The organism is Desulfogranum marinum, from assembly GCF_963675105.2.
Classification (GTDB): domain Bacteria; phylum Desulfobacterota; class Desulfobulbia; order Desulfobulbales; family Desulfobulbaceae; genus Desulfogranum; species Desulfogranum marinum.
This window is the reverse complement of sequence record NZ_CAXXRO010000003.1, coordinates 160,808-185,687: the sequence shown is the minus strand read 5'-3', so window position 1 is coordinate 185,687 and position 24,880 is coordinate 160,808. Positions and strand designations below refer to the sequence as shown.

Annotated in this window: 19 protein-coding genes; 8 read left to right on the top strand and 11 right to left on the bottom strand. The window is 48.9% G+C overall.

The genetic code is table 11. The features are described from left to right. Window positions 1–67: 67 nt before the first annotated feature. Both ACHZCY_RS07690 and gltB read right to left on the bottom strand, forming a co-directional pair. Window positions 68–1,486 (bottom strand): FAD-dependent oxidoreductase, encoded by a 1,419-nt coding sequence (locus ACHZCY_RS07690; protein WP_205221600.1) that lies wholly within the window; start codon window positions 1,484–1,486, stop codon window positions 68–70. A gap of 30 nt (window positions 1,487–1,516) precedes the next feature. Further along, the gene (gltB, locus tag ACHZCY_RS07685; protein WP_394713387.1) at window positions 1,517–5,965 is read right to left on the bottom strand and encodes a glutamate synthase large subunit; all 4,449 of its coding nucleotides are present in this window, start codon (window positions 5,963–5,965) and stop codon (window positions 1,517–1,519) included. Window positions 5,966–6,310: 345 nt separating this feature from the next. On the opposite strand from gltB, the gene ACHZCY_RS07680 reads away from it, so the two are divergent. Continuing rightward, entirely contained in the window at window positions 6,311–7,609 is a 1,299-nt protein-coding gene (locus ACHZCY_RS07680; protein ID WP_205221598.1) for a CBS domain-containing protein, read from the top strand. Between the two features lie 9 nt (window positions 7,610–7,618). Here the strand turns inward: ACHZCY_RS07680 and ACHZCY_RS07675 are convergent, their stop codons facing one another. From ACHZCY_RS07675 to ACHZCY_RS07665, 3 genes are read right to left on the bottom strand one after another with little or no spacing between them, the layout of a single operon-like run. Next, on the bottom strand, window positions 7,619–7,960 hold the full coding sequence (locus ACHZCY_RS07675) for a histidine triad nucleotide-binding protein (protein WP_205221597.1): 342 nt from the start codon (window positions 7,958–7,960) through the stop codon (window positions 7,619–7,621). A 10-nt stretch (window positions 7,961–7,970) separates the two neighbouring features. Continuing rightward, a complete protein-coding gene (locus tag ACHZCY_RS07670) occupies window positions 7,971–8,588 on the bottom strand; it encodes a hypothetical protein (protein ID WP_205221596.1) in 618 nt (205 codons plus the stop codon). A gap of 33 nt (window positions 8,589–8,621) precedes the next feature. After that, a complete protein-coding gene (locus ACHZCY_RS07665; RefSeq protein WP_319548435.1) occupies window positions 8,622–9,518 on the bottom strand; it encodes a hypothetical protein in 897 nt (298 codons plus the stop codon). A 311-nt stretch (window positions 9,519–9,829) separates the two neighbouring features. On the opposite strand from ACHZCY_RS07665, the gene ACHZCY_RS07660 reads away from it, so the two are divergent. Beyond that, a complete protein-coding gene (locus tag ACHZCY_RS07660; RefSeq protein WP_205221594.1) occupies window positions 9,830–11,242 on the top strand; it encodes a DEAD/DEAH box helicase in 1,413 nt (470 codons plus the stop codon). A 281-nt stretch (window positions 11,243–11,523) separates the two neighbouring features. Next, entirely contained in the window at window positions 11,524–13,323 is a 1,800-nt protein-coding gene (gene typA / locus ACHZCY_RS07655; protein ID WP_205221593.1) for a translational GTPase TypA, read from the top strand. A 249-nt stretch (window positions 13,324–13,572) separates the two neighbouring features. Here typA and ACHZCY_RS07650 read toward each other — a convergent pair whose 3' ends face one another. The 5 genes from ACHZCY_RS07650 to glgX form a co-directional block, all read right to left on the bottom strand. Continuing rightward, window positions 13,573–14,025: an NUDIX domain-containing protein gene (locus ACHZCY_RS07650; protein ID WP_205221592.1), complete on the bottom strand. Its 453-nt coding sequence runs from the start codon at window positions 14,023–14,025 to the stop codon at window positions 13,573–13,575. Between the two features lie 28 nt (window positions 14,026–14,053). After that, a complete protein-coding gene (locus tag ACHZCY_RS07645; protein WP_205221591.1) occupies window positions 14,054–14,629 on the bottom strand; it encodes a 5' nucleotidase, NT5C type in 576 nt (191 codons plus the stop codon). A gap of 26 nt (window positions 14,630–14,655) precedes the next feature. After that, window positions 14,656–15,483, bottom strand: coding sequence for a DNA-binding protein (locus tag ACHZCY_RS07640; protein WP_319548434.1), 828 nt, complete (start codon window positions 15,481–15,483; stop codon window positions 14,656–14,658). A 135-nt stretch (window positions 15,484–15,618) separates the two neighbouring features. Then, complete coding sequence (locus ACHZCY_RS07635) at window positions 15,619–16,143, bottom strand: GDSL-type esterase/lipase family protein (protein ID WP_319548433.1); 525 nt, start codon at window positions 16,141–16,143, stop codon at window positions 15,619–15,621. Next, a complete protein-coding gene (gene glgX / locus ACHZCY_RS07630; protein ID WP_319548432.1) occupies window positions 16,140–18,260 on the bottom strand; it encodes a glycogen debranching protein GlgX in 2,121 nt (706 codons plus the stop codon). The genes ACHZCY_RS07635 and glgX overlap by 4 nt, the downstream gene beginning before the upstream one ends. Before the next feature lie 101 nt (window positions 18,261–18,361). Between glgX and ACHZCY_RS07625 the strand changes: the two genes are divergently transcribed. Then, window positions 18,362–19,297: an Lcl C-terminal domain-containing protein gene (locus tag ACHZCY_RS07625; protein ID WP_319548431.1), complete on the top strand. Its 936-nt coding sequence runs from the start codon at window positions 18,362–18,364 to the stop codon at window positions 19,295–19,297. 95 nt (window positions 19,298–19,392) lie between these two features. Beyond that, window positions 19,393–19,761, top strand: coding sequence for a response regulator (locus ACHZCY_RS07620; RefSeq protein WP_319548430.1), 369 nt, complete (start codon window positions 19,393–19,395; stop codon window positions 19,759–19,761). Between the two features lie 48 nt (window positions 19,762–19,809). On the opposite strand, the gene ACHZCY_RS07615 is transcribed toward ACHZCY_RS07620, so the two are convergent. Further along, window positions 19,810–20,889, bottom strand: a complete 1,080-nt coding sequence (locus tag ACHZCY_RS07615) for a D-alanyl-D-alanine carboxypeptidase family protein (RefSeq protein ID WP_319548429.1) — start codon at window positions 20,887–20,889, stop codon at window positions 19,810–19,812. A gap of 165 nt (window positions 20,890–21,054) precedes the next feature. Here ACHZCY_RS07615 and ACHZCY_RS07610 point away from each other — a divergent pair, with 165 nt between their 5' ends. The 3 genes from ACHZCY_RS07610 (at window position 21,055) to ACHZCY_RS07600 (ending at window position 24,641) form a co-directional block, all read left to right on the top strand. Further along, a complete protein-coding gene (locus tag ACHZCY_RS07610) occupies window positions 21,055–22,830 on the top strand; it encodes an AMP-binding protein (RefSeq protein ID WP_319548428.1) in 1,776 nt (591 codons plus the stop codon). 28 nt (window positions 22,831–22,858) lie between these two features. Then, window positions 22,859–24,085 carry an OmpP1/FadL family transporter gene (locus tag ACHZCY_RS07605; protein ID WP_205221583.1) on the top strand — a complete coding sequence of 409 codons (1,227 nt, stop codon included), beginning with the start codon at window positions 22,859–22,861 and terminating at the stop codon, window positions 24,083–24,085. 253 nt (window positions 24,086–24,338) lie between these two features. Then, a complete protein-coding gene (locus ACHZCY_RS07600) occupies window positions 24,339–24,641 on the top strand; it encodes a hypothetical protein (protein ID WP_319548427.1) in 303 nt (100 codons plus the stop codon). Window positions 24,642–24,880: the final 239 nt, after the last annotated feature.

Sequence of the window (24,880 nt, the reverse complement as noted above, 5' to 3'; positions counted from 1 at the left end):
TGTGTGTTGAAGCTCTTTATAGAGCAGGCTGGTAAAGAGCTGTCCGCAAACAACACCTAAAGCAAAATTATTGTCCAAGATACTGCAGTATACCGTTGGCAGCTTGTCTTCCTTCCCAGATAGCTGTAACAACCAGGTCTGACCCTCGAACCATATCCCCACCCGCAAAAATCTTTGGGTGACTGGTCTGCATTGGGAATGCGCTTGTTTCGGTTGCCACAATTCCACCCCAGTTGTTGATTTTGACCCCGCTTTGGATCAGCCAATCGGGTGGGTCCGGTCGAAAACCAAAAGCGATAAGTACGATATCCGCCTCCAGGGTTTGCTTGCTGTCAGGAATGATAACAGGGCGGCGACGACCGGTTTCATCAGCTTCTCCCAGCTCGGTTGTGACCAGGTCCACCCCTTTCACTTTGTTTTCACCGACGATACCCATTGGCTGGCGGTTAAACAGAAAGGTGACCCCTTCCTCCCCGGCATTAACAACTTCCTTTCGAGATCCAGGCATGTTGGCTTTATCCCTCCGATAGGCACAGGTGACACTTTTAGCACCTTGCCGAAGTGCTGTTCTGCAACAGTCCATGGCTGTGTCGCCTCCACCCAGGACAACCACGTTTTTTGCGGCAGTGTCGATGAAGTCAGCAAGTTGAGTTGAATATCCAAGGTTATGGCAGACATTGCCTATCAGAAAAGGCAGCGCCTCGTACACCCCCGGCAGTTGCTCGCCCTGGAAATTCCCCTTAAGTGACTGGTATGTCCCCATGCCGAGAAAAACTGCATCATAGGTGGCAAGCAACTCCGCAAAGGCTTCACTGTTAGCGATTTCCGTGTTCAGCTCAAAGCGAATCCCCATTTCGGTAAATATTTCGCGCCTCCGTTGAAGTACGCTTTTTTCGAGCTTAAATTCAGGGATGCCAAAGGTCAGGAGGCCGCCGATTTCCGGGTAACGATCAAACACCACCGGGCGGACGCCATTGCGGACCAGTACGTCGGCACAGCCAAGTCCGGCTGGGCCTGCGCCAATGACGGCCACCTTTTTGTCTGTCCACTGCACATGGGACATGTCCGGCCTCCACCCTTGGGCAAGAGCACGTTCGGTAATATATTTTTCAACATTACCAATGGTCACGGCTCCGAAGCCGTCGTTTAAAGTACAGGCCTCCTCACACAGCCTGTCTTGTGGGCAGACCCGACCACAGACTTCGGGAAGGGTGTTGGTCTGGTGGCAAAGCTCGACCGCTTCATTAATATTTCCCTCTGTGATGAGCTTGAGCCAGTTGGGGATAAAATTGTGGACCGGGCACTTCCATTCACAGTAAGGATTACCGCATTCCAGGCATCTGTGGGCTTGATCCTGTACATGCTGCAAGGGGACCTCTTCATAGATTTCACGAAAAGCGGCCTTACGGGTGATGATGCTCACCTTGGGGGGTAATTTACGTTCAACATCAAGAAACTGGAATGCATTCTCAAATCTGTTTTTCATGGCATTGTCTGTTCGTGCGCTTGTTATCGGCTATTCACCGCGTTGGCGGAGTCGGTTGAGGAGGTTGGAAAAGTCGGCAGCCTTAGGCTTCACCATCCAAAATTTACCGATATAATCCATGTAATCATCCAGGAGATGCCAGCCCCAGTCGCTGTTGGTTTCCCGGCAATACTCTTCAATCACCATGTGAAGATGATGTCGGTATTCCTCCATGTAGCCGGAGTGAATACGTTGTATCTCCACCAGTTCGTGATTGTATTTATCGACAAAGGTGTTCTCCATATCAAGAACATAGGCAAATCCACCGGTCATGCCTGCGCCGAAATTTGCCCCGGTCGCGCCGAGAACGGTGACCAAACCGCCGGTCATGTATTCACAGCAATGGTCGCCGGCCCCTTCGATAACAGCATGGGCACCTGAGTTACGAACCGCAAATCGTTGGCCGGCAAGACCAGCAGCAAAGAGCTTGCCTCCGGTGGCACCATAGAGGCAGGTATTGCCCAGAATGCTGGTTTCGTTGCTCTTGAAGGTTGACTGGTGGGGCGGTCGGATAACGATTTTGCCGCCTGCCATCCCTTTGCCGACGTAATCATTGGCATCACCGTCAAGGTACATTTCCAAGCCGCCTGCATTCCAAGCGCCAAAGCTTTGGCCGGCAATACCTGTCAGCTTCACCTTGAGCGGGTTAGCTTTCATGCCTGTGTTACCGTACCTTTTGGCGATTTCCCCGCTAAGTCTGGCACCTATGGATCGATCACAGTTGGTTAGGGTAAAGGCGTGAGTGCCACCATTTTGTTTTTCAATGTCCGGCATCATTTGCCTAACCATTTTTTCCGCCAGCTCACCTCGGTCAAAGGGAATGTTTCTGGCGATGGTGCAGTGTTGCGGCTTAAGGTCAAGCTTTGTGTCGCGATGGAGAAGCGGGGTTAGGTCGAGTTTGTTCTGTTTGCTTGTTGCACCGGACACCGGGGTAAGCAGATCAACCCTTCCGATGAGTTCATTGATTGAACGTACGCCAAGAAAGGCCATCCATTGCCGAGCTTCCTGGGCAACAAAGCGAAAGTAATGCATGGCCTTTTCCACGGTACCGGAGAAGTGATTCCGGCGGAGATCATCGCGCTGGGTCGCAACCCCTGTTGCACAGTTATTGAGATGACAGATGCGCAGATATTTACATCCCAGGGCAACCATGGGCGCAGTACCAAACCCGAAACTTTCTGCACCCAGGATGGCTGCTTTGACAACATCCAACCCCGTTTTTAAGCCACCGTCGGTTTGCAACCGGACCTTGTCGCGCAGGTCGTTAGCCCGCAGCGTCTGGTGAACCTCACTGAGTCCAAGTTCCCAGGGAGATCCGGCATGGTGAATGGAAGAAAGCGGACTTGCCGCTGTGCCCCCGTCATATCCTGAAATGGTAATCAGGTCTGCATATGCTTTCGCTACCCCGGCAGCAATGGTCCCTACGCCTGGACGGGAAACCAGTTTAACAGAGACCAGAGCGTCGGGATTCACCTGTTTCAGGTCATAAATGAGCTGTGCCAGGTCTTCAATGGAATAAATGTCATGATGAGGTGGGGGTGAGATAAGCGTTACCCCAGGGATGGAATAGCGTAATCGGGCGATGAGTTCCGTTACCTTACTGCCGGGAAGCTGCCCCCCTTCTCCTGGTTTGGCCCCTTGGGCAATTTTGATCTGCAGCACTTCTGCGTTGGCAAGATAATGGGGGGTTACACCGAATCTTCCCGAGGCGATTTGTTTTATTTTAGAAACCTTGTTGGTGCCGAATCTGGCCGGGTCCTCGCCACCCTCACCACTGTTCGACCTGCCTCCCAAGGCGTTCATGGCCATGGCCAAGGCTTCGTGTGCTTCCGGCGACAAAGCACCCAGGGACATGGCGGCAGAGTCAAACCTGCTGATAATTGCTTCTACCGGTTCAACTTCTTCAATGGGAACAGAGGGACCGGATTCGGACAGAGTAAGCAGGTCACGCAGGGTTGCCTGTGGGCGTGTATTGATCAGCTCTGCACAGGTTTGCCATTTATCGTAGCTGCCGCTTGTGACTGCAGCTTGCATGGTGGTGACCACGTCGGGGTTAAAGGCATGATACTCCTGGCCGTAGATAAATTTGAGTGCCCCGCCGGCCTGGACTGGAATTTGAGGGGTAAACGCAATCTTTGCCAATTGTTGCTGGTCAGCTTGAAGATCACTGAAACTCGCTCCCTGGATTCGGCTCGGGGTACCGGTAAAACAATAATCAACCACCTCGCTGCCAAGGCCTACTATCTCAAAGAGCTGGGCTCCCCGATAGGAGGAGATGGTGGAAATACCCATTTTCGAAAGGATCTTGCGTAGCCCTTTGTTGATTCCTTTGCGATAGTTTTTAAAGGCCTGATCCACGCTGACTGTGAGGTCATCTTTTTCGTGGAGCTGGTTAAGCACGGAATAACTCAAATATGGGTAGACCGCCGTCGCTCCATAGCCGAGAAGGCAAGCTACCTGGTGTGCATCTCTTGCAGAGGCGGTTTCGACAATGATATTTGCATCGCATCGTATACCGAGTTTTGTCAGGTGCTGGTGGACTGCACCGGTTGCCAACAGCGAGTGGATAGGGAGCAGATCAGGTTCGTAATGGTCATCGGTGAGCAAGAGTATTACTGCACCATTGTTGACCGCCTTTGCAGCCTCATCACATAAACGCTGAAGGGCTGTGTGCAGATTTTCCTGTCCTGGATCATGATAGAGCTTGAGCCTTTGAACCGGATAGCCCCATCGATCAAGATTAACCAGCGCCTTGAAGCTGCCTGTGGAAAGTATTGGCGAACTCAGTTTAACGCGATTTGCATGCTGTTCCGTTTCTTCAAAGATCGAGAGCTCCGGACCGATGCAGGTCTCAAGCGACATCACCACCGCCTCGCGCAGCGGGTCGATGGGCGGGTTCGTTACCTGGGCAAATTGTTGGCGAAAATAATCATAAAGCGGCCGTTGTCGCCTGGAAAGTACCGCCATGGGGGTATCGTCGCCCATGGAGCCGGTTGCCTCCTGGCTGGTTTCGGCAAGCGGGCGCAGCAGCTGGTCCTGTTCCTCAAAGGTAACCTGAAACAGTTTCATAGCCGCTTTGAGGATGTTTTCCGGCAGTTTTCGTTCGATATCTTCTTTTTCAAGGGTAGCTTCAATACGAAGAGTATTGTCTTTAAGCCACTGCTTGTATGGTTTTTGCTTTTTTAATTGCTCATCCACATCTCTGGTGTGCATGAGTTGTCCGGTATGGGTGTCGATGGAGAGTATTTTTCCTGGGCCGAGCTGCCCCTTGGCAACCACCGCTGACGGGTCATAGTTGTACACCCCTATTTCCGAGGCAACCGTGATAATATCGTCTTTGGTCAGCACCCAGCGGGAAGGACGCAATCCATTGCGGTCCAGAGCACACACCGCATACCTGCCATCGGTAATGACCAGGCCGGCAGGGCCGTCCCATGGCTCAATATGCATGGAGTTGTATTCATAAAAAGCGCGAAGATCCGGGTCGAGGTGTTCGACGTTTTGCCAGGCAGGCGGCATCAGGATGCGAATTGCCCGATGGAGCTCCATTCCTCCAGCAAGCAGAAGCTCAAGCATATTATCAAGGCTGGAAGAGTCTGAACCGCTTCGGTTCACAAGCGGGGTGATTTCGTCAAGGTTCGGTAGCAGCGGTGTTTGGAATTTTGGAGTTCGAGCTACTGCCCAGTTGCGGTTGCCTGATATAGTATTTATTTCGCCGTTATGAGCAAGAAGGCGAAAGGGTTGGGCCAGTGGCCAGCGTGGCATGGTGTTGGTTGAAAAACGCTGGTGGAAAACGCAGATAGCTGTTTCCAGGTTTTCATCTGCCAGATCGGGAAAAAAACGAGGCAAATCAACGGGCATCATCAGCCCTTTATAAGAAAGAACAGAGGTGCTGAGGCTGGCGACATGAAAGTCAGGATCGTGTTGCAGGCGGATTTCAGCTTTGCGGCGGGCAAGCAGGAGCCTGGCATTGCATTGATCAAGCGGCAAATCATTGCAGTTGACGAACACATGGTTGAAGACAGGTAAGCTATCGAGCGCTATGGGACCGAGACAATCTGTATTGGTAGGCACTTCCCGCCACCCTGCAACCTCAAGTCCTTCGGTCGCCAGCGTTTCTGCAAGTATTTTCCGGGCAGCTTCAGCCAGTGAGCTGTCCTGGCTGAGCATCACCGATCCCACTGCGTACACCGAAGGTAGCGGGTTCGCGCAGCATTTGCCGGCAATGCTGCGCAAAAAAGCATCCGGTTTCCGGATCAGGAGGCCGCAGCCGTCTCCGGTGCGCCCATCAGCTGCAATGCCGCCTCGGTGCGTCATACAGGTCAGCGCCTCTATGGCTGTCTGTAGCAATCTATGACTTGCATTGCCTTTAAGGTGGGCAATGAGGCCGAAACCGCAATTGTCCTTGAATTCATTTTGATTGTAAAGCCCTGGCATCAGCATATCCTTGTGATCCGGATGAAAAAAAGTGCTCAATGCGGAGGTTGCAGAGCAAGAAGACGTCTTTTGTGCCTGGAAGGACACAAAGCTCGGTGCTGCTGCATTGAGCATGGCCTGTGAAAAAATAATCTACCAGATGTCTTCCAAATCAACAAGCTGGATGGCTTCGGAAAGGAAGAGAAGCAGGGCTTGCTCACGACTTCTTGGCTTGACAGTTCCCCATAACTATATACACTGAAGTGAGACTACTGGTTGGAAGCCATTGCAACTGCATATCTTCTTTTTTGAGGGGTGTGCAACACAGGCCTATGGCAGGTATTATTTTCTCCTTTTTAAGAGCATTGCATGCAAATAGCAACGACCCATAAGAATACTGATTTTGACGGATTAGCATCCATCCTGGCGGCGACACTTGTTTACCCCGGCTGCGTGGCTGTTTGTCCTAAGAATGTTAATCCTAACGTTAAGCGGTTTCTTGCCCTGCACAAAACGGCTTTCACCGTTGTGTTGCCAAACGAAATTGATATGAATAAAGTTGACAGCTTGATCATAGCCGATACCAACCAGTGGAAGCGGCTTGATCGGATGGAATCGCTAAAGGATCGTTTGGATGTGGAAATACTGCTGTGGGACCACCATATGGGACTCGGCGATGTCAACTCGCAATGGCAAAATGTGGCTCCGGTGGGGGCAACGATTACTTTATTTGTTCAAGAAATACAAAGGCAGCATATTGAACTTACCCCGCTACAGGCAACAGTGTTTTTGCTTGGACTGTATGAAGATACGGGACAGCTGACCTTCAGTTCAACAACTCCGGCAGATGCTCGTGTGGCTGCATTTCTTCTCGAGCAGGGAGCTGATTTAACCATTGCCGTTGATTTTTTAAACATGGCCTATGGTGAGACGCAAAAAAAGGTGTTGTTTCGTCTTTTACGCGATGCAGAGGAGATAGATATTAAAGGCCACCATGTCAGCATCGGCGTCGTATGGGTACATAAATACACAGAACTTGCCATGGTGGTTCAGTTGTACAGGAAAATTGTCAATGCAGATGCCGTGTTTGCCATTTTTGTCAATCAGGATGAAAAGCAGTTTATTATCGGTCGCAGTGGTGTTGCAGACATCAATGTACATGCTCTTCTTGCTCCGTTTGGCGGCGGAGGACATCCGGGAGCTGGTTCAGCTGTTGTCAGTGAACCTGGAGTCACACCTGGGCTCATGCGTCAGAAAATTATTGCAGCCCTGAAAGAAGATCAGAGTGGACGCGCGCTGGTGGCCGACATGATGTCTTTCCCCGTAACAACAGTGCCTGCAGAAACACCCATGCATGAGGTGCGAGCCATCATGGAGCAGGAAAAAATTCGGGGAGTGATTGTTGCTGACGAGCAGGGGATACAGGGGATTATTGTGCTATGGGATCTGAAAAAGCTGAAATTAGAAAAACAGTGGAACAGCCCGGTAAAGGCTTTTATGAAAAGAGATGTCGCAACTATTCATCCCGATGCCCTTGCCAGCGAAGCTGCAGAATTGATGGTGAGTAAAAATATCGGTCACCTGCCGGTTCAGCAAGGGAAAGAGGTCATCGGAATCGTGACCCGTACAGATATTATCAACTATCTGTACGGGATGCTGCCGGAATAAGAAGTCTTTTTAGCCTGGAGGCCATTGCATGCTGCGTCCGCCCAGAATGTGCATGTGGATGTGAAACACTGATTGCCCGGCCTGTTCACCATTGTTGAACACCACCCGGTACTGGTCAATACCCTCTTTGGCGGCAAGTTCATTCCCTATGCGCATAATTTTTCCGATCAGTTTGTCATCCTCGCTGGTGACAGCGGCCGGCCCTTTAATATGTTTTTTAGGGATAACAAGGAAATGGACTGGTGCCTGCGGCGCAATATCTCTGAACGCCAGTATCTCGTCATCTTCGTACAGTTTGTCGGCGGGTATCTCTCCTGCAATGATTTTACAAAACAGACAGTTAGTTTCCATTTTTTCCCTCTTATAGTGTGGGTTGCGGCTGCAGATTGATCATCAGGGCGTTATCACGCCCTGTAATATCAACTGGTACCATGGTCAAAGGAAATGGCTTTTCTCCAAGTTTAAAGTTAGTTAGCTTTAGTGTATCCAGTTGTAAAGGATACTCCTGCCCCTCGAGCGCTTTCAAGAGCGGACGAATTGCATCGGATCCGGTGTCTGACTGTTCTGGGGCAGGGAAAAATGGGGTGACGAAAAGTTGTTGTTTCCCTTTGTCAAATCGAGTTAGAAGATCACAGGAAACAGGAAGGTTAACTTCTCCTAATTTCAGGCGAATTTTTTGATTGGCAATGGTGGTTACCATTGACAGATTTTTGCCTCTGACAACGCCTTGGACGGAAAGAGTATTGTCGTTTATTGCCAATTTTTTTAACGATTGCAGCGTGATCTGTCCCTGCAGATCAGGATTATTAGTATTGATTTTCAGGGGGAGCATTTTTTGTAATGAGTGTAGTACTGTCTCTGCTGGAAGGGTGATAATGATATCTCTGTCACGGCTCTTCTCAGCTGCTCCAGCTACAAGAGGGACACAAAGAGTAACAGCACATACAAACAGCAAGAGATAAAAAATAGAGCGTATCATAAAAAGAAGGTGGTAGGTGAAAAGTGACTGGGTTTATTTACGTTGAGCTACTTTACTTTTTTTTCTAAAGATCGCAAGCAGCCAGATGGCAAGTACCGTAAAAATGCCGACAAAAGAATAAAGGTCCCGCTGGCTGGAATGAACGTGATAGGCCGTCACTTTTACAGTGTTCCGGTCTTGGAAAGTTCCTTGTAGAGAAATTTTTGTTTTTTCAGCAAGCGCCATTGGATGGATGTGCAGTTTTTCTCCGGTAAAAATTTGGATGGTTGATGTCTGCGGGTCATAGTTGCCGCGGTCAATGGCCAAGGTGTTGCCGGTTCGTGCCGCTTGATCGCGAAGGGTTTGGATAAAGTGGTTGTCGGCTGCAAAAGGGCCGTCCATGAAAAGAGGCGGTGCTGCAAGGTAAAAGAGCAGCAGCAGGCCGGCAAAAAGAGTGTTGAGTGGTTTAATGACCAGGTCAAGTTCCTGATGTCGATCTGAAAAAGCGAAAAACAGCAGTACAATACATCCCAAAAGAGAAAGAGCCTGGGTGGCCCAGTGCTCCGGCCAGAACAAACCAAAAGAGGTCAGGTGCCAGGAAAAGGGAGCGAGCAGATGGACCCCGTTGGCCCATTTTATTTGGAGGCTGTCCAGCAGCAGATGGAGCAGGCTGTTGCCGCTTAATACCAAAAAGAGGATTTTCTTGTTGCAAGCGAGCAGGCAGAGAGCACCACTGAGGAGCAGGCAGAAAAAAAGTGAAGCCTGCACCATGGTATATGCGCGCAGGGTGATGAAATCAACGCCGGGAGCAAGCCAGTGAACAATACGCTGTATGATCCACGGTATATCCGGAATAATACAGCCAACAGCAATCCACTTTACGTCAATCGTGTGATCCACGGCCTTGGTGGCTATGGTCTGTACCCCAAGATGGGCAAGGGTATTCGGCATGGTATTTTTAGCCCGGATTTTTCATGAGCATTGTGTCAACTTGTTAAAGTACACACAATTTCTGTTTGTTATGCAAGCTCAAATGGAGTTAACAGTTTTGCACAATGTTCACCAAAGGTCAGTCCATCAAGCCTCATCTTCTTCAGTCTTTTGATGATGAATATAATTTATTATCGGAGTCTGCGCTTACCCGGAGTCTGCGCTTACCCGGAGTCTGCGCTTACCCGGAGTCTGCGCTTACCTATTCATAAACAAAAAATTTGAACCTGACGCCGCCTGAAATGATGAGAAATCCAGGTCTAGGAGAAGAGATGGAGGCAGGGAGCACCGGCAAGGTACCAGAGAGGGGCAAACATGGCAAGCCATCCCGGCAACAGATAGAGCTGGTGGTGGGTAAGGAGTGTTGCCTTAAAGGGGCGCCTGAAGCGTTACAAGAGAAAATACGCTCAGCACTGACCATTGATAATCCCAAATATAAGGCAGCTCAGCGATATGGCCGGTGGATAGGCAAACAGCTCAAGCCAACGCTCTCTTTTTATACGCAATGCGGCGGCGATCTTTGCTTTCCCAGGGGATTTGGTAATCAGGCAGTCCGCATCTGTCGTAGTCTGGCCGGTGCTACGCCGCAGGTGGTTGATAAGCGGTGGCGATGTGATCCCCTTGCTCTGGAGTTTAAGGGAGAACTGCGTCCTTATCAGCGTGATGCCGTGGAGGCAGTGTGTCGGCATTCTTTTGGAGTACTGGAGGCTGGAACAGGTTCTGGTAAAACTGTTATGGCTCTTGATATTATTGCCAGACGTCGGCAGCCAACCCTGGTGATTGTGCATTCTAAAGAGCTGCTCTTTCAGTGGAAAGAACGAATTGCGCAGTTTTTGGATATCAGTGCCGGACAGGCGGGTGACGGAGTGCTGGACTTGCAGCCGGTGACCGTTGCCATAGTCAATACCGCCCGTAAACAGCTGGACACTTTGCCGCACCTGTTTGGTCATATTATTGTCGATGAATGTCACCGGGTACCGGCTAGTCTTTTTACAGACGTGGTGGCTGCCTTTGATAGCTATTATATGTTGGGTCTTTCTGCGACAGCCTTTCGTAGAGAAGATGGCATGACCAAGTTGATTTATACCTATATGGGCGACCGTATCCACAGGGTTGCCAGTGAAGAGTTGGCTGCCAGCGGAGCGGTTGTTTTGCCTGAGTTTATTCAACGAGCCACTGAGTTTACCTATGGTTATCGGGGGGAATATGCCAAACTGATTAAAGCGTTGGCCAAAAATGAGCAACGCAATCTACAGATTGCCGGTGATGTGGCAGAGTTGATCAAGAAGGGACACCAGGGGACTATATTGCTTGTTTCCGACCGGGTTGCGCACTGTGAAATTTTTGCTGAGCTGCTGCGGGCGCGGGATGTTCATGTCGCTTTGCTCACCGGGCAGGTAGGCAAGGAGCAGCGGGAACAGATCGTGCAGGATGTGCTGCAGGGCAAGGTAGAAGTGCTTATTTCGACCATCCAGCTCATCGGCGAAGGATTTGATTGTCCTGGGTTAACGACTCTTATTTTAGCAACCCCCATCAAGTTTGCAGGCCGTCTATTGCAGGTAGTCGGCCGAATTATGCGTCCGGCTCCAGGGAAAAAGGCAGTGGTGATAGATTATGTTGACGAGCATGTTCCCGTTCTTCGTCGTTCTGCTGTCAACCGCAGAGAATTATTTGCTGACTGGTGAGCAGGCCAGGGTATGCCTGCAACAGGTACATGTGATCGTGCTGGAGTTTATCTGCTTGTAAGTGCGTTTTTTACAAGAGTTTGCTTGTGCTTTTACGTCTCTTGCTGTAGACTCAGCGCTTTTTTTGATAACCTTCGGCATGCAAGACAGTGTATGCTTTCTTTTACACGTTACCTAAATTGACATCATAGCACATTATCATTGCTTGATAATGTATGCATGTCGTCTACCCCCTCTTGGGGGGACAGAGAGACAAATCTTCCTGGCAGAGGCGGGAAAGTATGGAGCAGAAAAACATTCGAAACGTCGCAATTATCGCTCATGTCGATCACGGCAAAACAACCCTTGTTGATCAGTTATTTCGCCAGAGCGGCATGTTTCGTGACAATCAGGAAGTTGCCGAGCGTCTGATGGATTCCATGGATCTTGAGCGCGAGCGCGGGATTACCATTGCATCCAAAAATGGTTCTTATATTCATAAGGGATATAAGATAAACATTATTGACACCCCGGGGCATGCCGACTTCGGAGGACAGGTGGAAAGGGTCCTGCGCATGGCAGATGGAGCAGTGCTTCTCGTCGATGCCCAGGAAGGCCCTATGCCGCAGACTTTTTTTGTAGTGAAAAAAGCACTGGCAGCAGGACTGCCCATCCTGGTTGTGATAAATAAAATCGATAAGCCTGCTGCTCGGTGTGATTGGGTGGTTGATCAGGTGTTTGACATGCTTGTGCGCCTGGACGCTCCTGATGACGTTCTTGATTTTCCTGTCATCTATGCTTCTGCTAAAGCCGGCTATGCTATTAATGAGCTCGATGATCCCGTGTCTGCAGAAACAGGGATGCACGTTGTCTCTGATATGATTGTCGACCACGTTCCACCACCAAAAGGTGATCCGGAAGCTCCATTGCAAATGCAGGTGAATACCATAGATTACTCCCAGTATATGGGGCGGTTGGGTATCGGCAAGGTGGCCAACGGTCGGTTGGATTTGCGCTCCAATCTTGCTGTTGCTCGGCGTGATGGGACCATCTCGCCGGTTCGGATTAATAAAATTTTTCTTTTTGACGGTGATAAAAAGGTGCCGGCAGAAAGTGCAACTGTTGGGGACATCGTCGCTGTCGCCGGGATGGTGGATGTTACTGTTGGGGTCACCTTTACCGACCCTGATGATCCGCAGCCAATGCCGTTGATTGAGATCGATCCACCCACCATCTCCATGCATTTTATTCCCAATGATAGTCCGTTTGCGGGCCAGGATGGAAAATTTGTTACCTCGCGCCATCTGGAAGAAAGGCTGGCAAGAGAAACCCTGGCCGACGTTGCCCTCAAGGTTGAAACCCTGACCGAAGGGGTGGGGTTCAAGGTTTCCGGCAGGGGGGAGCTACACCTTTCCATTTTGATTGAGAAAATGCGACGCGAAGACTACGAGTTCCAGGTCACCCGTCCTCAAGTCATCATGATGGAGCAGGATGGGAAAATGATGGAGCCCTATGAGGAGCTCTCGGTGGATGTGGATGAACAGTACCAGGGGGTCGTGATTGAAAAGCTGGGCAAACTAAAAGGCCAGTTGCTCGACATGCAGGTCGAGAATCAGATGGCAAAAATGAAATTCAAGGTGCCAACCCGCGGTTTACTCGGGTATCGTTCGCAGTTCTTGACCGATACCAGAGGCATGGGTGTGATGAACTATGTCTTTGCCGAATGGGGGCCTTATGCGGGCGAACTGCAGCAGCGTATCAACGGTGTTATGGTGGTCAAGGAAACGAGCACAACTGTGGCTTATGCGTTGTTTAACCTTCAGGAACGCGGGCAGCTCTTCATTGGCCCGGGTATCGATACCTACCAGGGACAGATTATAGGGGAGAACTGTCGCCCTGCGGATCTGGTTGTGAATCCGGCAAAAGGGAAGAAGTTGACCAACGTGCGGGCCTCTGGTTCAGATGATGCTGTTGTTCTTACCCCGCCGGTTGACATGAGCCTGGAAGAGTGCATAGCATATATAAATGATGATGAATTAGTTGAAATTACCCCTAAGGCCATTCGGCTGAGAAAAAAGACCGGTGTACGGGTCAGGGGATAAAACGAGAGGAAGCAGGCCGTGAAAGATATATTTTTACTGGCAGCAGCAGCTGTGATAGGAGTGATAGCGCTGACAGTTATCATTAAAAAAGCCGGTGATAACTGCACGCCCTGACTGTTGATCTATGGCTCCATAGGTGTGGGGCTGGTAAGCTATCTGCTGTTAAAAATGCTTTTTTAGAGATGATGTTTGATGCCGGTGATAGACAACTTTTGGTCTGTCACCGGCAATTTATTTTTTTCTGGGCTGTTACGCTTGCGTGATTGCAGGTCTGTTGCCCGTTTTTTTGAAGTGAAAATAGTCGTCCAGTATTTGCTGGTGATCAAAGGCAAGGGACGGCAAGTTGTCCTGGTTGTAAATAACGGCTTGTGCTGCATCGTCAGCGCCTTTGGGCTTGCCGGTTGCGGTACCTATAAACACGGTAGAGCTGTTATGTTGGCGAGCATCCCTGGACGGGTCGGAATAGGTATAAAACTGGTGGGTGAGAGTGACCTGTAACCCCGTTTCTTCTTCTGCCTCCCTCCTTGCAGCATGTTCAAATGATTCCCCATAATCAACAAAACCGCCGGGCAATGCCCAGCCGAGTGGTTCATTTTTGCGCTCAATCAGTACAATTCCTCCGCCTATTTCAATAATGATATCCACTGTTGGGGTTGGATTTCGGTAGACGGTGGGTGAGGTGTCGGTCTTTGGGGTATTCATGTTTTTTTATAAGGGTTGCTGTCGTTTATCAAAGACAAAGGGCACGGATTTCCTCCCAATTCTGTACGGCGGGGAGAGTGTTGTGGGCGCGGTTCCAGGGCTGGGAAAAGAGGATTGATCTAACCCCTGCCTGTTCAAGCTGTTTACAGGTTTCTGCACGATCATCAATGAAGTGGGAGAGATCCAGTCTGTGGACATGGCGAACCTTGTCGTCGTGGTCGCCCATGGCAACTAGTCTAATTTTATTGATAAGAGGGGAGGGCATGTGCTCCTCCATCCAGCGATGCACCGGGTCAGCCAGGGGTCTTGCGGTGATGATGGTTATCGGTGCATGGGTGCTGAGTTCCTCAAGGACCTGGATCGCTCCTTTCATGGGCATCAGCTGGGTGCCAACTGAATCATGGAGTATCGAGGTAAAGATTTCCTCCACAATTTCATAGTGAAGCTCTGTGCATTCTTCCACCTCAAATCGGGTGATATGTTCAAGCTCGATACCGCAATAATCATACTGCTCACAGGCAATCCGAATAAAAGCCTCTGCAGTGTCAGCTATAACACCGTCAAAGTCGAATCCTATTTGTGCAGGATGAATTTTCTGTTCCATGGATAAATCTCGTCTTGGAAATTACATCACTGTTTGATTGATGCCTCTTCGATGATCACGGCATACTTGTAACCAGCGCCAAAGTCCCGATTGGCATGAAGGGTGCCGCTGAAGGTAACAATTGTCCCCATTTCCGGCAGCTCCTGGGTGGTTAGAACCAGATCATGCGTGTTTTGCATGGGACTCCCGGTGCCGTCTTGAAGGTGGACCCAGTTTTTGCCCATGATCCTGGGGGAGACTTTGACCACTTTGCCGCGTACTGTGACTGAACTGTTATCCAGATCTTTTGCTTTGCTATAACATTCCCCCACAGTGTAACTGCTGCTGCCGCCGGCCTTTTCCACTACAATGTCTTTGGAAGGAACAATCGCGCCAAGGCTTCCCGGCGATTGACCAACGGGTTGCACACCCATGGTTTCTGTAGCTGGGTGTTGCTGCTCAGCTTCTAAGGCTTGGGCAAAGCCCGAGTCTGTGGCCGGTGCTTTGGCTGTCATACCATGAGGGGAAGGCATAGGAGCTTCCTCGGCATTTGCAACGCCTGGAGAAAAAATGATGGACGGAAAGGTACGTTTGAGTGTTTTTGACTCAAAGTCGCGCATCTCCATGCCTGGTCTGCAGGTAATTTCCGCACCTTTTGTCACCTTTGTTTCCGGGATGGCTACCCAGACGGATTGTTCGCCTTTGTTCAACCGAAGATAGGTATAGCCTCCGGTGTTCATGGTTTCGGTGACGGTCCCTCGCAGGCCCTGTTCGGCCATTGTTGCTGTCGGTGGTGTAACTTCGGCAGCAGCAAAAGCAGCTGCAGGCAGCAGGATCAGGGTTGCTGTATATAAGGCTGAAAAGATGCGGTTCATGCTGGAATCTCCAAGTATATTTTTGTGTATACACAGTGGTCGGTTGTTAGTAGATTTATCAGGGAAAGCGCAGTCGGTGCCACCCATAACAGCAATATTGATAAGCCGTGACCGAGAGATTGTCAACGTTGTTCCTTATTGTCGGACATCCTGTAAAAATGTTGCTATTTCCTCGGCCCATACCTGATAACCTCGTGTGCTCAGGTGTACTTGGTCATTGAGGAATCCGGGTTTTGTTATCGGCAAACATTTTTCATTGAACGGGGGAACCATATCAAGATAAAAACAGTTTTCTGTCTGGGTGGTTATCTCCTGGAGTTGTTTGTTGATTTCCTCCAGCTTATGGCTTGGAATTATGGACATGGGCATCAGAGAACTGATGATAATGGAGCAGGAAGGGTAAAAGGTGCGGATGGTTGGCACCATACTGGAGTGGATTGCAGGAAAGTGCGGCGATCCCATGAGCAGGTTGTTGGTTCCTGACTGAATCAGGACTGCATCAGGTTCGGCGGTACTGTTAATTTCATCTATGAGCCGGCCTGCGAGCCCTTCGGTACATTCACCGGCCATCCCTCTGTTTATAACGTTGTATTCCGGCAGCAGTGTAGGCCAATCACCCCATTCGACAAGCGAATCGCCTAGCATGAGCAATGTTTTCATTTTTTTTCCTTATCTGTTTTTGCGATGGTGGACTGGAGCACCACACACCCCATGTTCGGAACAATCACACGGGCACCGTTTTTTACGGTCGGTGCCGCATGTAACTCCATAAAATCCTCAGGACCGCTGAGCCCTGTGTCGATTATTTTTTTCCAGATCCTTTGGTGTGGTCGTATTGGTGGGGCTGGAATGGTGAATGTCTTGGTTGTCTGGATATTACCGTTAAGCATCACGTAAAAATCATCGTCTTCTTCCGGCAGCTGGGAGCCGTTGAGGAGAAAGCTCAGCGTGTGACACCCGTCTGACCAGTTTTGTTGACCTGGTAAAAGACTATGCCAGCTTATTTCCTGCATATGGAGAGGTTCGTCTGCATTGTCAGCGGTGAGGAAAAAATCGTCGCGCCTAAAAACAACATGCTCCCGGCGCAATCGGATCAGCTGCTGTACAAAGCGGAACATGGTTTCATTCTTTTTCCAGAGCTGCCAGTTGAGCCAGCTTGTCTCGTTATCCTGGCACCATGCATTATTGTTGCCCTGTTGAGTGCGGGAAAACTCATCACCAGCCACAATCATGGGCACACCTTGGGAGAGAAAGAGAATGGCAAGCATGGTTCGAGATCGACGGGAGCGGAGTGCCAACACAGCTTTATCGTTGGTCGGCCCCTCTTTGCCACTGTTCCAGCTGATGTTATGATTGTCTCCGTCACGGTTGTCTTCTCCGTTTGGAAGGTTGTGTTTGTGGTTGTAACTGACAAGATCAGCCAAGGTAAAGCCGTCGTGGCTCGTGATAAAATTAATTGAGTTGCACGGGCGTCTGTCGCTGTGCTGGTAGAGATCAGAGCTGCCTGCGATGCGGGTGGCAAGGGAGGCAACCGTATTTTTATGACCACACATAAAAGAACGTACATCGTCGCGGAATTTACCATTCCACTCAGCCCAACGATGATGCGTTGAAAAACTCCCTACCTGGTATAAGCCGGCTGCATCCCAGGCTTCTGCGATAATTTTTGTGTCGGCAAGCACAGGGTCTTCGGCGATCATTTCAACCATCGGCGGATTGGCGAGGACATGCCCGTTGGAGTCCCTGCCCAGGATGGAGGCTAGGTCAAAGCGAAAACCATCCACATGCATCTCAATAACCCACCAGTGGAGGGCATCCATAATGAGGCTGCGGACAATGGGATGGTTGCAGTTGCAGGTGTTGCCGCAGCCGGAAAAATTGAGATAGTTCCTGGTCCAGGGATCGAGTAGATAATAAATGGTATTGTCTATTCCCCTGAAACTGGTTGTCGGACCATCGATGCCTCCTTCTGCAGTATGGTTGTAGACAATATCTAAAATAACTTCTATGCCCGCTTTATGCAGCGCTTTGACCATGTCCCTGAATTCATTGAGAGGATCCTTTGGTTGACTGCAATAGCCGGATTTTGGAGAGAAGAAGGAGAGCGGGCTGTAGCCCCAGTAGTTTTTTAACTTTTCACCTGTTTCGGGGTTGATAAAGAGTGTTTCATTCTCATTGAATTCTGTGACCGGCATTAATTCTACGGCCGTGACCCCCAAATCCTGCAAGTATTCGATCTTTTCCGTAATTCCTTTGAAGGTACCTGGATGAGCAACATGCGATGATGGGTCCTGGGTGAATCCGCGAACATGGAGTTCATAAATAACAGAGTCCTTGAGAGGGATGTTCAACGGACGATCATCTTCCCAGTCGTAATGTGGCGGCTGGATACGACAGCAGGGTTGTTTTCCCAGGCCTCCCCATTTCTCTCCCCAATGCGAGGAGCGCAGCTCTTTTGCATAGGGGTCAAGGATAATGAGTGAATCGTCATAAGCATGTCCGCTTCCCTCCGGGTCAAAAGGCCCGGATATCCGGTAGCCGTAATAGCAGGGCATGCTCAGCTCAGGAATGAGGATGTGCCATATGTCCCCTGTTTTATTAATTTTCGGGTGAAGCTTTATCTTGAGTTGCTGAGGCTTACCGCGCTTTTTGAACTCGAGGATAAGGGTAACTGCGTCGGCATTTCTGGAAAAAAGAGCAAAGTTCATTCCTGCAGGGGTTGGTGAAGTGCCTAGAGGCAGAGGAAGGCCGGCGGGAAAGGTTGTCAGCTGATTCATCTTGACCTGATAATAATAATCATTATATAAAATGAGAGGATTTTATTTTTGCCAACACTCTACTTGGTTTTAGATTTTTTCTAAACACTTAAGGAGGATTTATGGGACTGTTCAAAAAACTGCAAATTCCGGGAATGCCTACCATCGATTGGGATATGACTCCGGAATACACCTTTGGTACCTTCGAAAGTTGGGGTGGTGTGGAGCGTGTTCGCAGTAAGAATGAGCGGGTTTATTACTTTTTTATTGATGCTTGGGGAGAACCTTCGAAGTTATGTCTCATGGAGCGGGGTATTAAACATGCCAGGGTGGTAGCAGAAATTCTTGCCCCGCAGGAGCTGGTCGATGAATGTGTTGGTGAGCAGGGAAAGGTGGCCATGTTCGAGCGTACCCATCCCATCAATGAACGGCTTAGAACGTGGCTGATTGAGCACGTTATCGAAACTGAAGATGATTCAAAAATTATCCCCATTGAGGACGAACGTATTGATATTCTTGGTTCCTCAGGGCTACCAACTGTTGACGAAGCCGGCGAGGATGTAGAATCGGTAGAATTTCCGGATCAACCATCAGAGTTGAGTGAAGAAGATGTGGTGGAGCTGGTCACCAAGTACAACCTCGTTGACCATGAGCGTAAACCTGATGGCAGCTATGAGAGTTGTCTCGTTGACAGTGGAGATGGGAAGACTGTTATTGATAAGAAGTCGGGTTTGATGTGGCAGCGGGAAGGGGCGGACATCATGAGCAATCGCTCTATGCGGCGGGAAGTGGAAAAACACAATAAAGAAAAATTTGCAGGATATGATGACTGGCGCCTGCCTACCATGGCCGAAGGGCTCTCGTTGATGTGCAAAGAAAAAAACAGCAAAGACCAGTATCTCCATCCCTGTTTTTCGGCAGCACAGCCGTTTGTTTTTGTCGATGCCACCCGAAAACCGGGTGGATACTGGTTTGTCGACTATAAACACGGCAGGGCATTTTGGGCCTCTGGGACTATTCCGGGTGGTTTTGGAAGATTCTGTAGAAAGGTAAAATAGAAAAAGTGTAAAAAGCAGTTGCCTGGTAGCTCTTCTCACTGCTATTATAAGGGTAATATGTTTACATTATTACCCTTTGATAGGAGTTGGGTCATTTGAAGCGGATACTAGTTGTAGATGATGAGGATCAGATTCGCACAATGCTGACACAGATGCTTTCTCAAGAAGGCTATGAAGTGCATACCGCAGAAAACGGTGAAGATGGTATGTCGCTTGTGGGCAAATATTCTTTTGACCTTGTGATTACCGATATGATTATGCCCGTGAAAGATGGGCTCAAGTTTATCATGGAATTGGTCCGGGATTATCCTGACCTCAGAATACTGGCCATTTCCGGTGGTGGCGCAATTAAGGCGGAACGCTATTTGACCATGGCCGGCTATTTAGGTGATATTGCAACCCTTGAGAAACCTTTCAAACGTGACGTCCTTCTTAGCCTGGTAAGTCAACAACTGGAAAAATAATCCATGAAATGTGCTTAACAGTCTGGATGTGGGTGCAAACCTTTAACGTTAGTTGATGGCCGCTGCCGGGGGGGAAGCCGCCGCCTTGGCGTAGCGAAGCTGCTGTTTTTTCTTGAAGCCGTAGTCAACAAGTTTTTTCACATCGCTCCACATGGTTTCGCTGCCCATGATTGCGACCACTATACGTTCCCCGTCTCGAGAAAATTGACCAACATAGGTTTGCCGGGCTGCTGATGTATAACCCGTTTTTCCGGCTTGCGTTCCCTTTACCCGCCACAGCGCTTTATTGTGATTGTAGAGCGTTTTTCCCTCAGTGGTTACAACTTTGCGTTTTTTCATCCGACGGGCAAATTCAGCATTTTGCATGGCATGTCTGAATATATTTGCCAGATCTCTTGCCGTTGACTGTTGACCCTTGGCAGTGAGTCCGGATGCTGTTTTGCAGATTGTACGCTTTGCTCCCCACAGCTTTGCTCTCAAGGTCATCATGTAAGCAAATTTTTTTTCGTTGCCGGCTATTTTTTCAGCCAATGCCACACTGGCATCGTTGGCTGAGGCGAGCAGCACTGCATTGATAAGGTCTGTAGCCAGATAGTCTTTTTTTGGATCGAGGTAGACCTTCGAACTCGGCATTCGGGATGCCTTTTGACTAACACCTACTTTTTCTCTCTTCTCTAACAATTTTAAAGCGATCGACCCTGTGAGCACCTTGATGGTGGAGGCCGGCTGGCGAGGGGTATCGGGTGATTTGGCAAAGATGGTCTCTCCGGTAACCGCATCCATTACCATCACGCACTTGGAACTGATCTGTTTGTTGATTTTTGGCAGATGGACGCGCTCCTCTTTGGTTGGGGTGCCAATTCGCCTCTTAACCGCTGTGATCTTGTATGCTTCCCCCAAGGAAATAACCGCTGAGGTTGAGTTCACTTGATTCTGGGAAGCGGTCCTTCCGAATGTCGTAGGATGACTGGGAGCAGAAATTTGCGTAGCTGCTTCGCCGGTTTGGGCGCCTGGTCTCGTCTTGGCACTGTTTTCCAGGACCGGGAGTTGCATAGCCGCAACATCCTGGACATGAAAAAGCGAACACAAGAAACAGAGAAAAAGAAAAAAAGGTATGCCTCGTTGCATGAGAATGAATCTCTTGATTTTGATCAATTGAAAAGAATTGGAATTTTAATATCGGTGTCAGTTGACTGTCAAGCCATTTGAGCCCGTTTCCTTTGAAAACTCTCATTGTTTATGGTATCAACAGTCCAAAATGACAATGGCTAAGGTCTGTATCTGGAGAATAGCATGAACGATGAAATGAAAATAGAGAACAAGGAGCATGACGGACAAATACCCGTTGATACCATCTCCACTGAAAATCTGCCAGCTATCCAGGAAAATGCGGCAACTTTAAATGAACTTATTGACATAAGCTGCAGGCGATTTCGCCATTTACCTGCTACAGGAATGGCCCTTGAGAAACCCTTAAGTTACAAGGAGTTTCATGTTCGGATTCTCAGTCTGGCGGCCTATCTCGCTTCTCTGGGAGTCAAGCGGGGTGATAGGGTGGCCATCCTCAGCGAAAATTCACATTTTTGGGGCATGGTTTATTTTGCCATTGTCAGGTTGGGAGCCCATGTCGTGCCTCTTTTTCCGGACTTGCCGGAAGCCGACGTCCATCACATCCTCAATGAAATGGAATGTGATATTATTTTTCTCACCCAGAGACAAATAGAAAAAATTTATGATCTCAAAAAAGAGCTTAGCACAGTTGTAACCCTTGATGATTATATCGATGATACCGGGCTCATTACCCTGCAGACATTTAGTAGCTTTTTAGACAAGGCACTCGACCAGTTCGCAGCTGAGGCGGAAAACGAAACGTTAACTTTTCCAGTAGTTAAGGCCGAAGATATTGCCTCTGTTTTGTATACTTCCGGGACTTCCGGCTTTTCCAAGGCCGTGGTACTCAGTCACGAAAATTTGTGTTCCAATGCGTATTCGGCCAGTGGTGTTATGGATATTCAGGCAGAATGGGTTTTCCTTTCTGTACTACCGATTTCACATACTTATGAATTTACAACTGGTTTCCTGCTGCCCCTGTTGACCGGCGGACGTGTTGTGTATGCTGGGAAAACGCCGACTCCTGCAATTTTACAGCGAATTTGTGCAAAAGAGCGGCCCCATGTGATGCTGGTCGTGCCGCTGGTTATCGAAAAAATATTCAAGAAACGGGTGGTTCCAGCGGTTGAGAAGAGCAAGATGCTCTCTTTTGCCTGCCGATTTAATATAGGCAGAAAAATGGTGTATAAAAAAATCGGCAGCAAACTCACCGACTTTTTCGGTGGAAGGCTGCAGCTCATGGGTATTGGCGGGGCTGCCCTTAATCCTGAGGTCGAGACTTTTCTGCGCGATGCAGGCTTTCCCTTTTTGGTTGGCTACGGGTTAACCGAAGCCTCTCCATTGCTTGCCGGCGGCCCCCATGGTGACAAGACCGTCAACCTGGGATCGGTTGGTAAGCCGGTGCCAAGGGTGGAAGTTCGTATTGATGAAGGCCGTTTTGAAGATGGTATTGGTGAAGTTCAGGCAAGAGGTCCCAATATTATGCAGGGCTATCTGAATGATCCTGAAGCAACCCAGGCCACTTTTACAGAAGATGGTTGGCTGAAAACCGGCGATTTAGGTTTTTTAGACAGCGAGGGGAATCTGTACATTAAGGGGCGCTCAAAATCGGTTATAGTGCTGTCAAATGGGGAAAATGTCTATCCAGAGGCCATAGAGCATAAAGTGAATTCATGCCCCTATGTGGTTGAGTCTCTTGTTGTGGAAAATCGCGGTGTACTGGAAGTCTGGGTGTACCCGGATTATGAATTTATTGATAATAAAACTGTTGGTAAGAGTCGCACGCAGCGACATCATTTTATCTCGTCCATGTTGGAAGAGATGCGGGTAGAAGTAAATGAAAAATTGCCCCCTTCTTCAAGGCTTTCTCGCGTATTGGAGCGGCGCGAGCCGTTCATAAAAACGGCAACTCATAAAATTAAAAGATATTTGTATTCAGCAGACAATATGCATGTGTGATTCAACCAAAAATACAAAAGGAGGGGAGATGAAAAAAATTGCAGTGGTGGCAGCGGTTTTACTTGTAGGAGCGGGGGCAGCATATGGATCGGGGTGGAGGATACCTGAGCAGTCGGTCAATTCTACAGCACGCGCAGGAGCCTACGTGGCGTATACACCTGGGGCAGATGCAACGTATTATAATCCTGCAAATATGTCATGGCTTGACGACCGGGGATATCTGGAGGTAGATGCTACCTGGATACATCTTGCCTCAATTTCATATACTGACAGCAGAACCCCATCGTACAACGGTGAATCGGAAAAAGAAAATTTCTTTCTGCCAACCTTTTTTGCTGTGTCTCCCTATTACGGCGATTTCCGTGTAGGTTTTTCTTTTACCGCACCGGCAGGTTTGTCTAAGCAGTGGCATGATCCGTTTCCAAGAACCTTTGCTGAAGAGTTTACCCTTAAGGTTTTTGAGGCAAATCCAACCATATCCTATCGCTTTTGTGATCAGTTTTCCGTTGGAGTCGGCATTCGGGGGATCTATGCAGATGGCAAGGTAAAGAGCACGGGGATGACCCCCACCGGAATTGGCATAAGTCGCGATATGGACGGTGATGCCTGGGAAGCTGGTTATAATATTGCGCTGACAGCGCGTCCGGTTGAGGACCTGAACATTTCGGTTACCTACCGCTCTAAGGTTGATCTTGATGTAACCGGTACGGCAAGACTGGCTACTTCCTTGGGGCCAAGTACTTACAACGGTGATGTTGATGTTGCTATTCCTGTTCCTGCAGTTTTGGCTATTGCGGCCTCTTATACCTTTTTTGATCAACTGACCGTTGAATTGGAATATGATAGGACGTACTGGTCAGAGTATGAAACACTTGATTTCGATTATCCTGTTTCCCTCGGTAACCCTGTACTCACAGCGGTGTTTGACCAGCCTATGGCAAGAAACTGGTCAGATACGAACACCTTTCGCATGGGCATAGAGTATGATTTTAAAAATGATTTTGTGCTCATGGCTGGTTTTGCACTGGATGAAAACCCTGCGCCCAGTGAGGCCCTTGGTTTTGAGTTACCCGACTCAGATGCACAGCTTTATTCCATAGGTTTGCGCTACAAGGCGACCGAAGATATGGAGGTGGGAATTGCCTATCTCTATGATAAGAAGGACAGCCGTACAGTTACCCAGGATACCATTAACGGAACCTTTGACGATGCCGCGGCGCATCTCGTGACCATCGGATTGTCCTGGAAATTGTAAAAAAAAAATAAGATGTTACACACCGAAAAAAGGCGGAGTCAGCGATGGTTGACTTCGCCTTTTTTCTTTGTCTGGCAATCTTTTTTAGGGAGATGGAGAGGTTTAGTATCTCCAGTAGCTTGCAATTAGAGCAGGACATTGTTGGTGTGGACCGTCGTAACTAGTGGAGATGTCATGTATACTGAGACTGTATATGACTTGGTGAAAGCATTGTTTCGCCAGTATCCCTTTTATCAACAAAAGGGGGAAGGAAATGAAGAAAGCGAGCTATCCGATTATTGTGATGGCCTTGGCAATAAGTGTTTCTTTGGTCTTTAGCTCATCGTTGTTTGCGGCGACCTGCAAGGGGCAGTCCAGGTCGAAATGCGAATCAAGCAGTGATTGCAGCTGGGTAAAAAGCTATAAAACCAAGGCTGGAAAAACTGTAGACGCCTATTGCCGAGCTAAATCAGGCAAAAGTAAAAAAACTTCTGCTACTACTGATAGCAAGAAGAAAAACTCCAGCAGTAAAAAATCCAGCTCGAGCAAGACGACAAAAGATACGTCTGGTTCATAACCAGTGCTGCTGAACAGTGATTGTTCGAGGTGAAGGCGAGGTTATTTGTTATTCGCTGAAGAGTTGTACTCATTGCTGATAAACGGTGCCTTGGAAAAAGTCTTTTTCCAAGGCACCGTTTATTTTGTTACAGAGTAACGATGGAGATACCCTTGTGAATTCTTCTCCATAGCAGTGTCTGGTTATACCAATTTGCTGACGGGCCGTGGGCAAACCCGTTTGGACTTAAATAAAAGCCC

What these genes read in the sequence shown, in the direction of transcription:
- ACHZCY_RS07645 (WP_205221591.1), bottom strand. Translation starts at nt 14,629, where the DNA reads ATGGAACAGAAAATTCATCCTGCACAAATAGGATTCGACTTTGACGGT.
- ACHZCY_RS07675 (WP_205221597.1), bottom strand. Translation starts at nt 7,960, where the DNA reads ATGGAAACTAACTGTCTGTTTTGTAAAATCATTGCAGGAGAGATACCC.
- ACHZCY_RS07665 (WP_319548435.1), bottom strand. Translation starts at nt 9,518, where the DNA reads ATGCCGAATACCCTTGCCCATCTTGGGGTACAGACCATAGCCACCAAG.
- ACHZCY_RS07635 (WP_319548433.1), bottom strand. Translation starts at nt 16,143, where the DNA reads ATGAAAACATTGCTCATGCTAGGCGATTCGCTTGTCGAATGGGGTGAT.
- ACHZCY_RS07610 (WP_319548428.1), top strand. Translation starts at nt 21,055, where the DNA reads ATGAACGATGAAATGAAAATAGAGAACAAGGAGCATGACGGACAAATA.
- ACHZCY_RS07670 (WP_205221596.1), bottom strand. Translation starts at nt 8,588, where the DNA reads ATGATACGCTCTATTTTTTATCTCTTGCTGTTTGTATGTGCTGTTACT.
- ACHZCY_RS07605 (WP_205221583.1), top strand. Translation starts at nt 22,859, where the DNA reads ATGAAAAAAATTGCAGTGGTGGCAGCGGTTTTACTTGTAGGAGCGGGG.
- glgX (WP_319548432.1), bottom strand. Translation starts at nt 18,260, where the DNA reads ATGAATCAGCTGACAACCTTTCCCGCCGGCCTTCCTCTGCCTCTAGGC.
- ACHZCY_RS07625 (WP_319548431.1), top strand. Translation starts at nt 18,362, where the DNA reads ATGGGACTGTTCAAAAAACTGCAAATTCCGGGAATGCCTACCATCGAT.
- ACHZCY_RS07650 (WP_205221592.1), bottom strand. Translation starts at nt 14,025, where the DNA reads ATGAATACCCCAAAGACCGACACCTCACCCACCGTCTACCGAAATCCA.
- ACHZCY_RS07690 (WP_205221600.1), bottom strand. Translation starts at nt 1,486, where the DNA reads ATGAAAAACAGATTTGAGAATGCATTCCAGTTTCTTGATGTTGAACGT.
- ACHZCY_RS07660 (WP_205221594.1), top strand. Translation starts at nt 9,830, where the DNA reads ATGGAGGCAGGGAGCACCGGCAAGGTACCAGAGAGGGGCAAACATGGC.
- typA (WP_205221593.1), top strand. Translation starts at nt 11,524, where the DNA reads ATGGAGCAGAAAAACATTCGAAACGTCGCAATTATCGCTCATGTCGAT.
- ACHZCY_RS07640 (WP_319548434.1), bottom strand. Translation starts at nt 15,483, where the DNA reads ATGAACCGCATCTTTTCAGCCTTATATACAGCAACCCTGATCCTGCTG.
- ACHZCY_RS07615 (WP_319548429.1), bottom strand. Translation starts at nt 20,889, where the DNA reads ATGCAACGAGGCATACCTTTTTTTCTTTTTCTCTGTTTCTTGTGTTCG.
- ACHZCY_RS07680 (WP_205221598.1), top strand. Translation starts at nt 6,311, where the DNA reads ATGCAAATAGCAACGACCCATAAGAATACTGATTTTGACGGATTAGCA.
- ACHZCY_RS07600 (WP_319548427.1), top strand. Translation starts at nt 24,339, where the DNA reads ATGAAGAAAGCGAGCTATCCGATTATTGTGATGGCCTTGGCAATAAGT.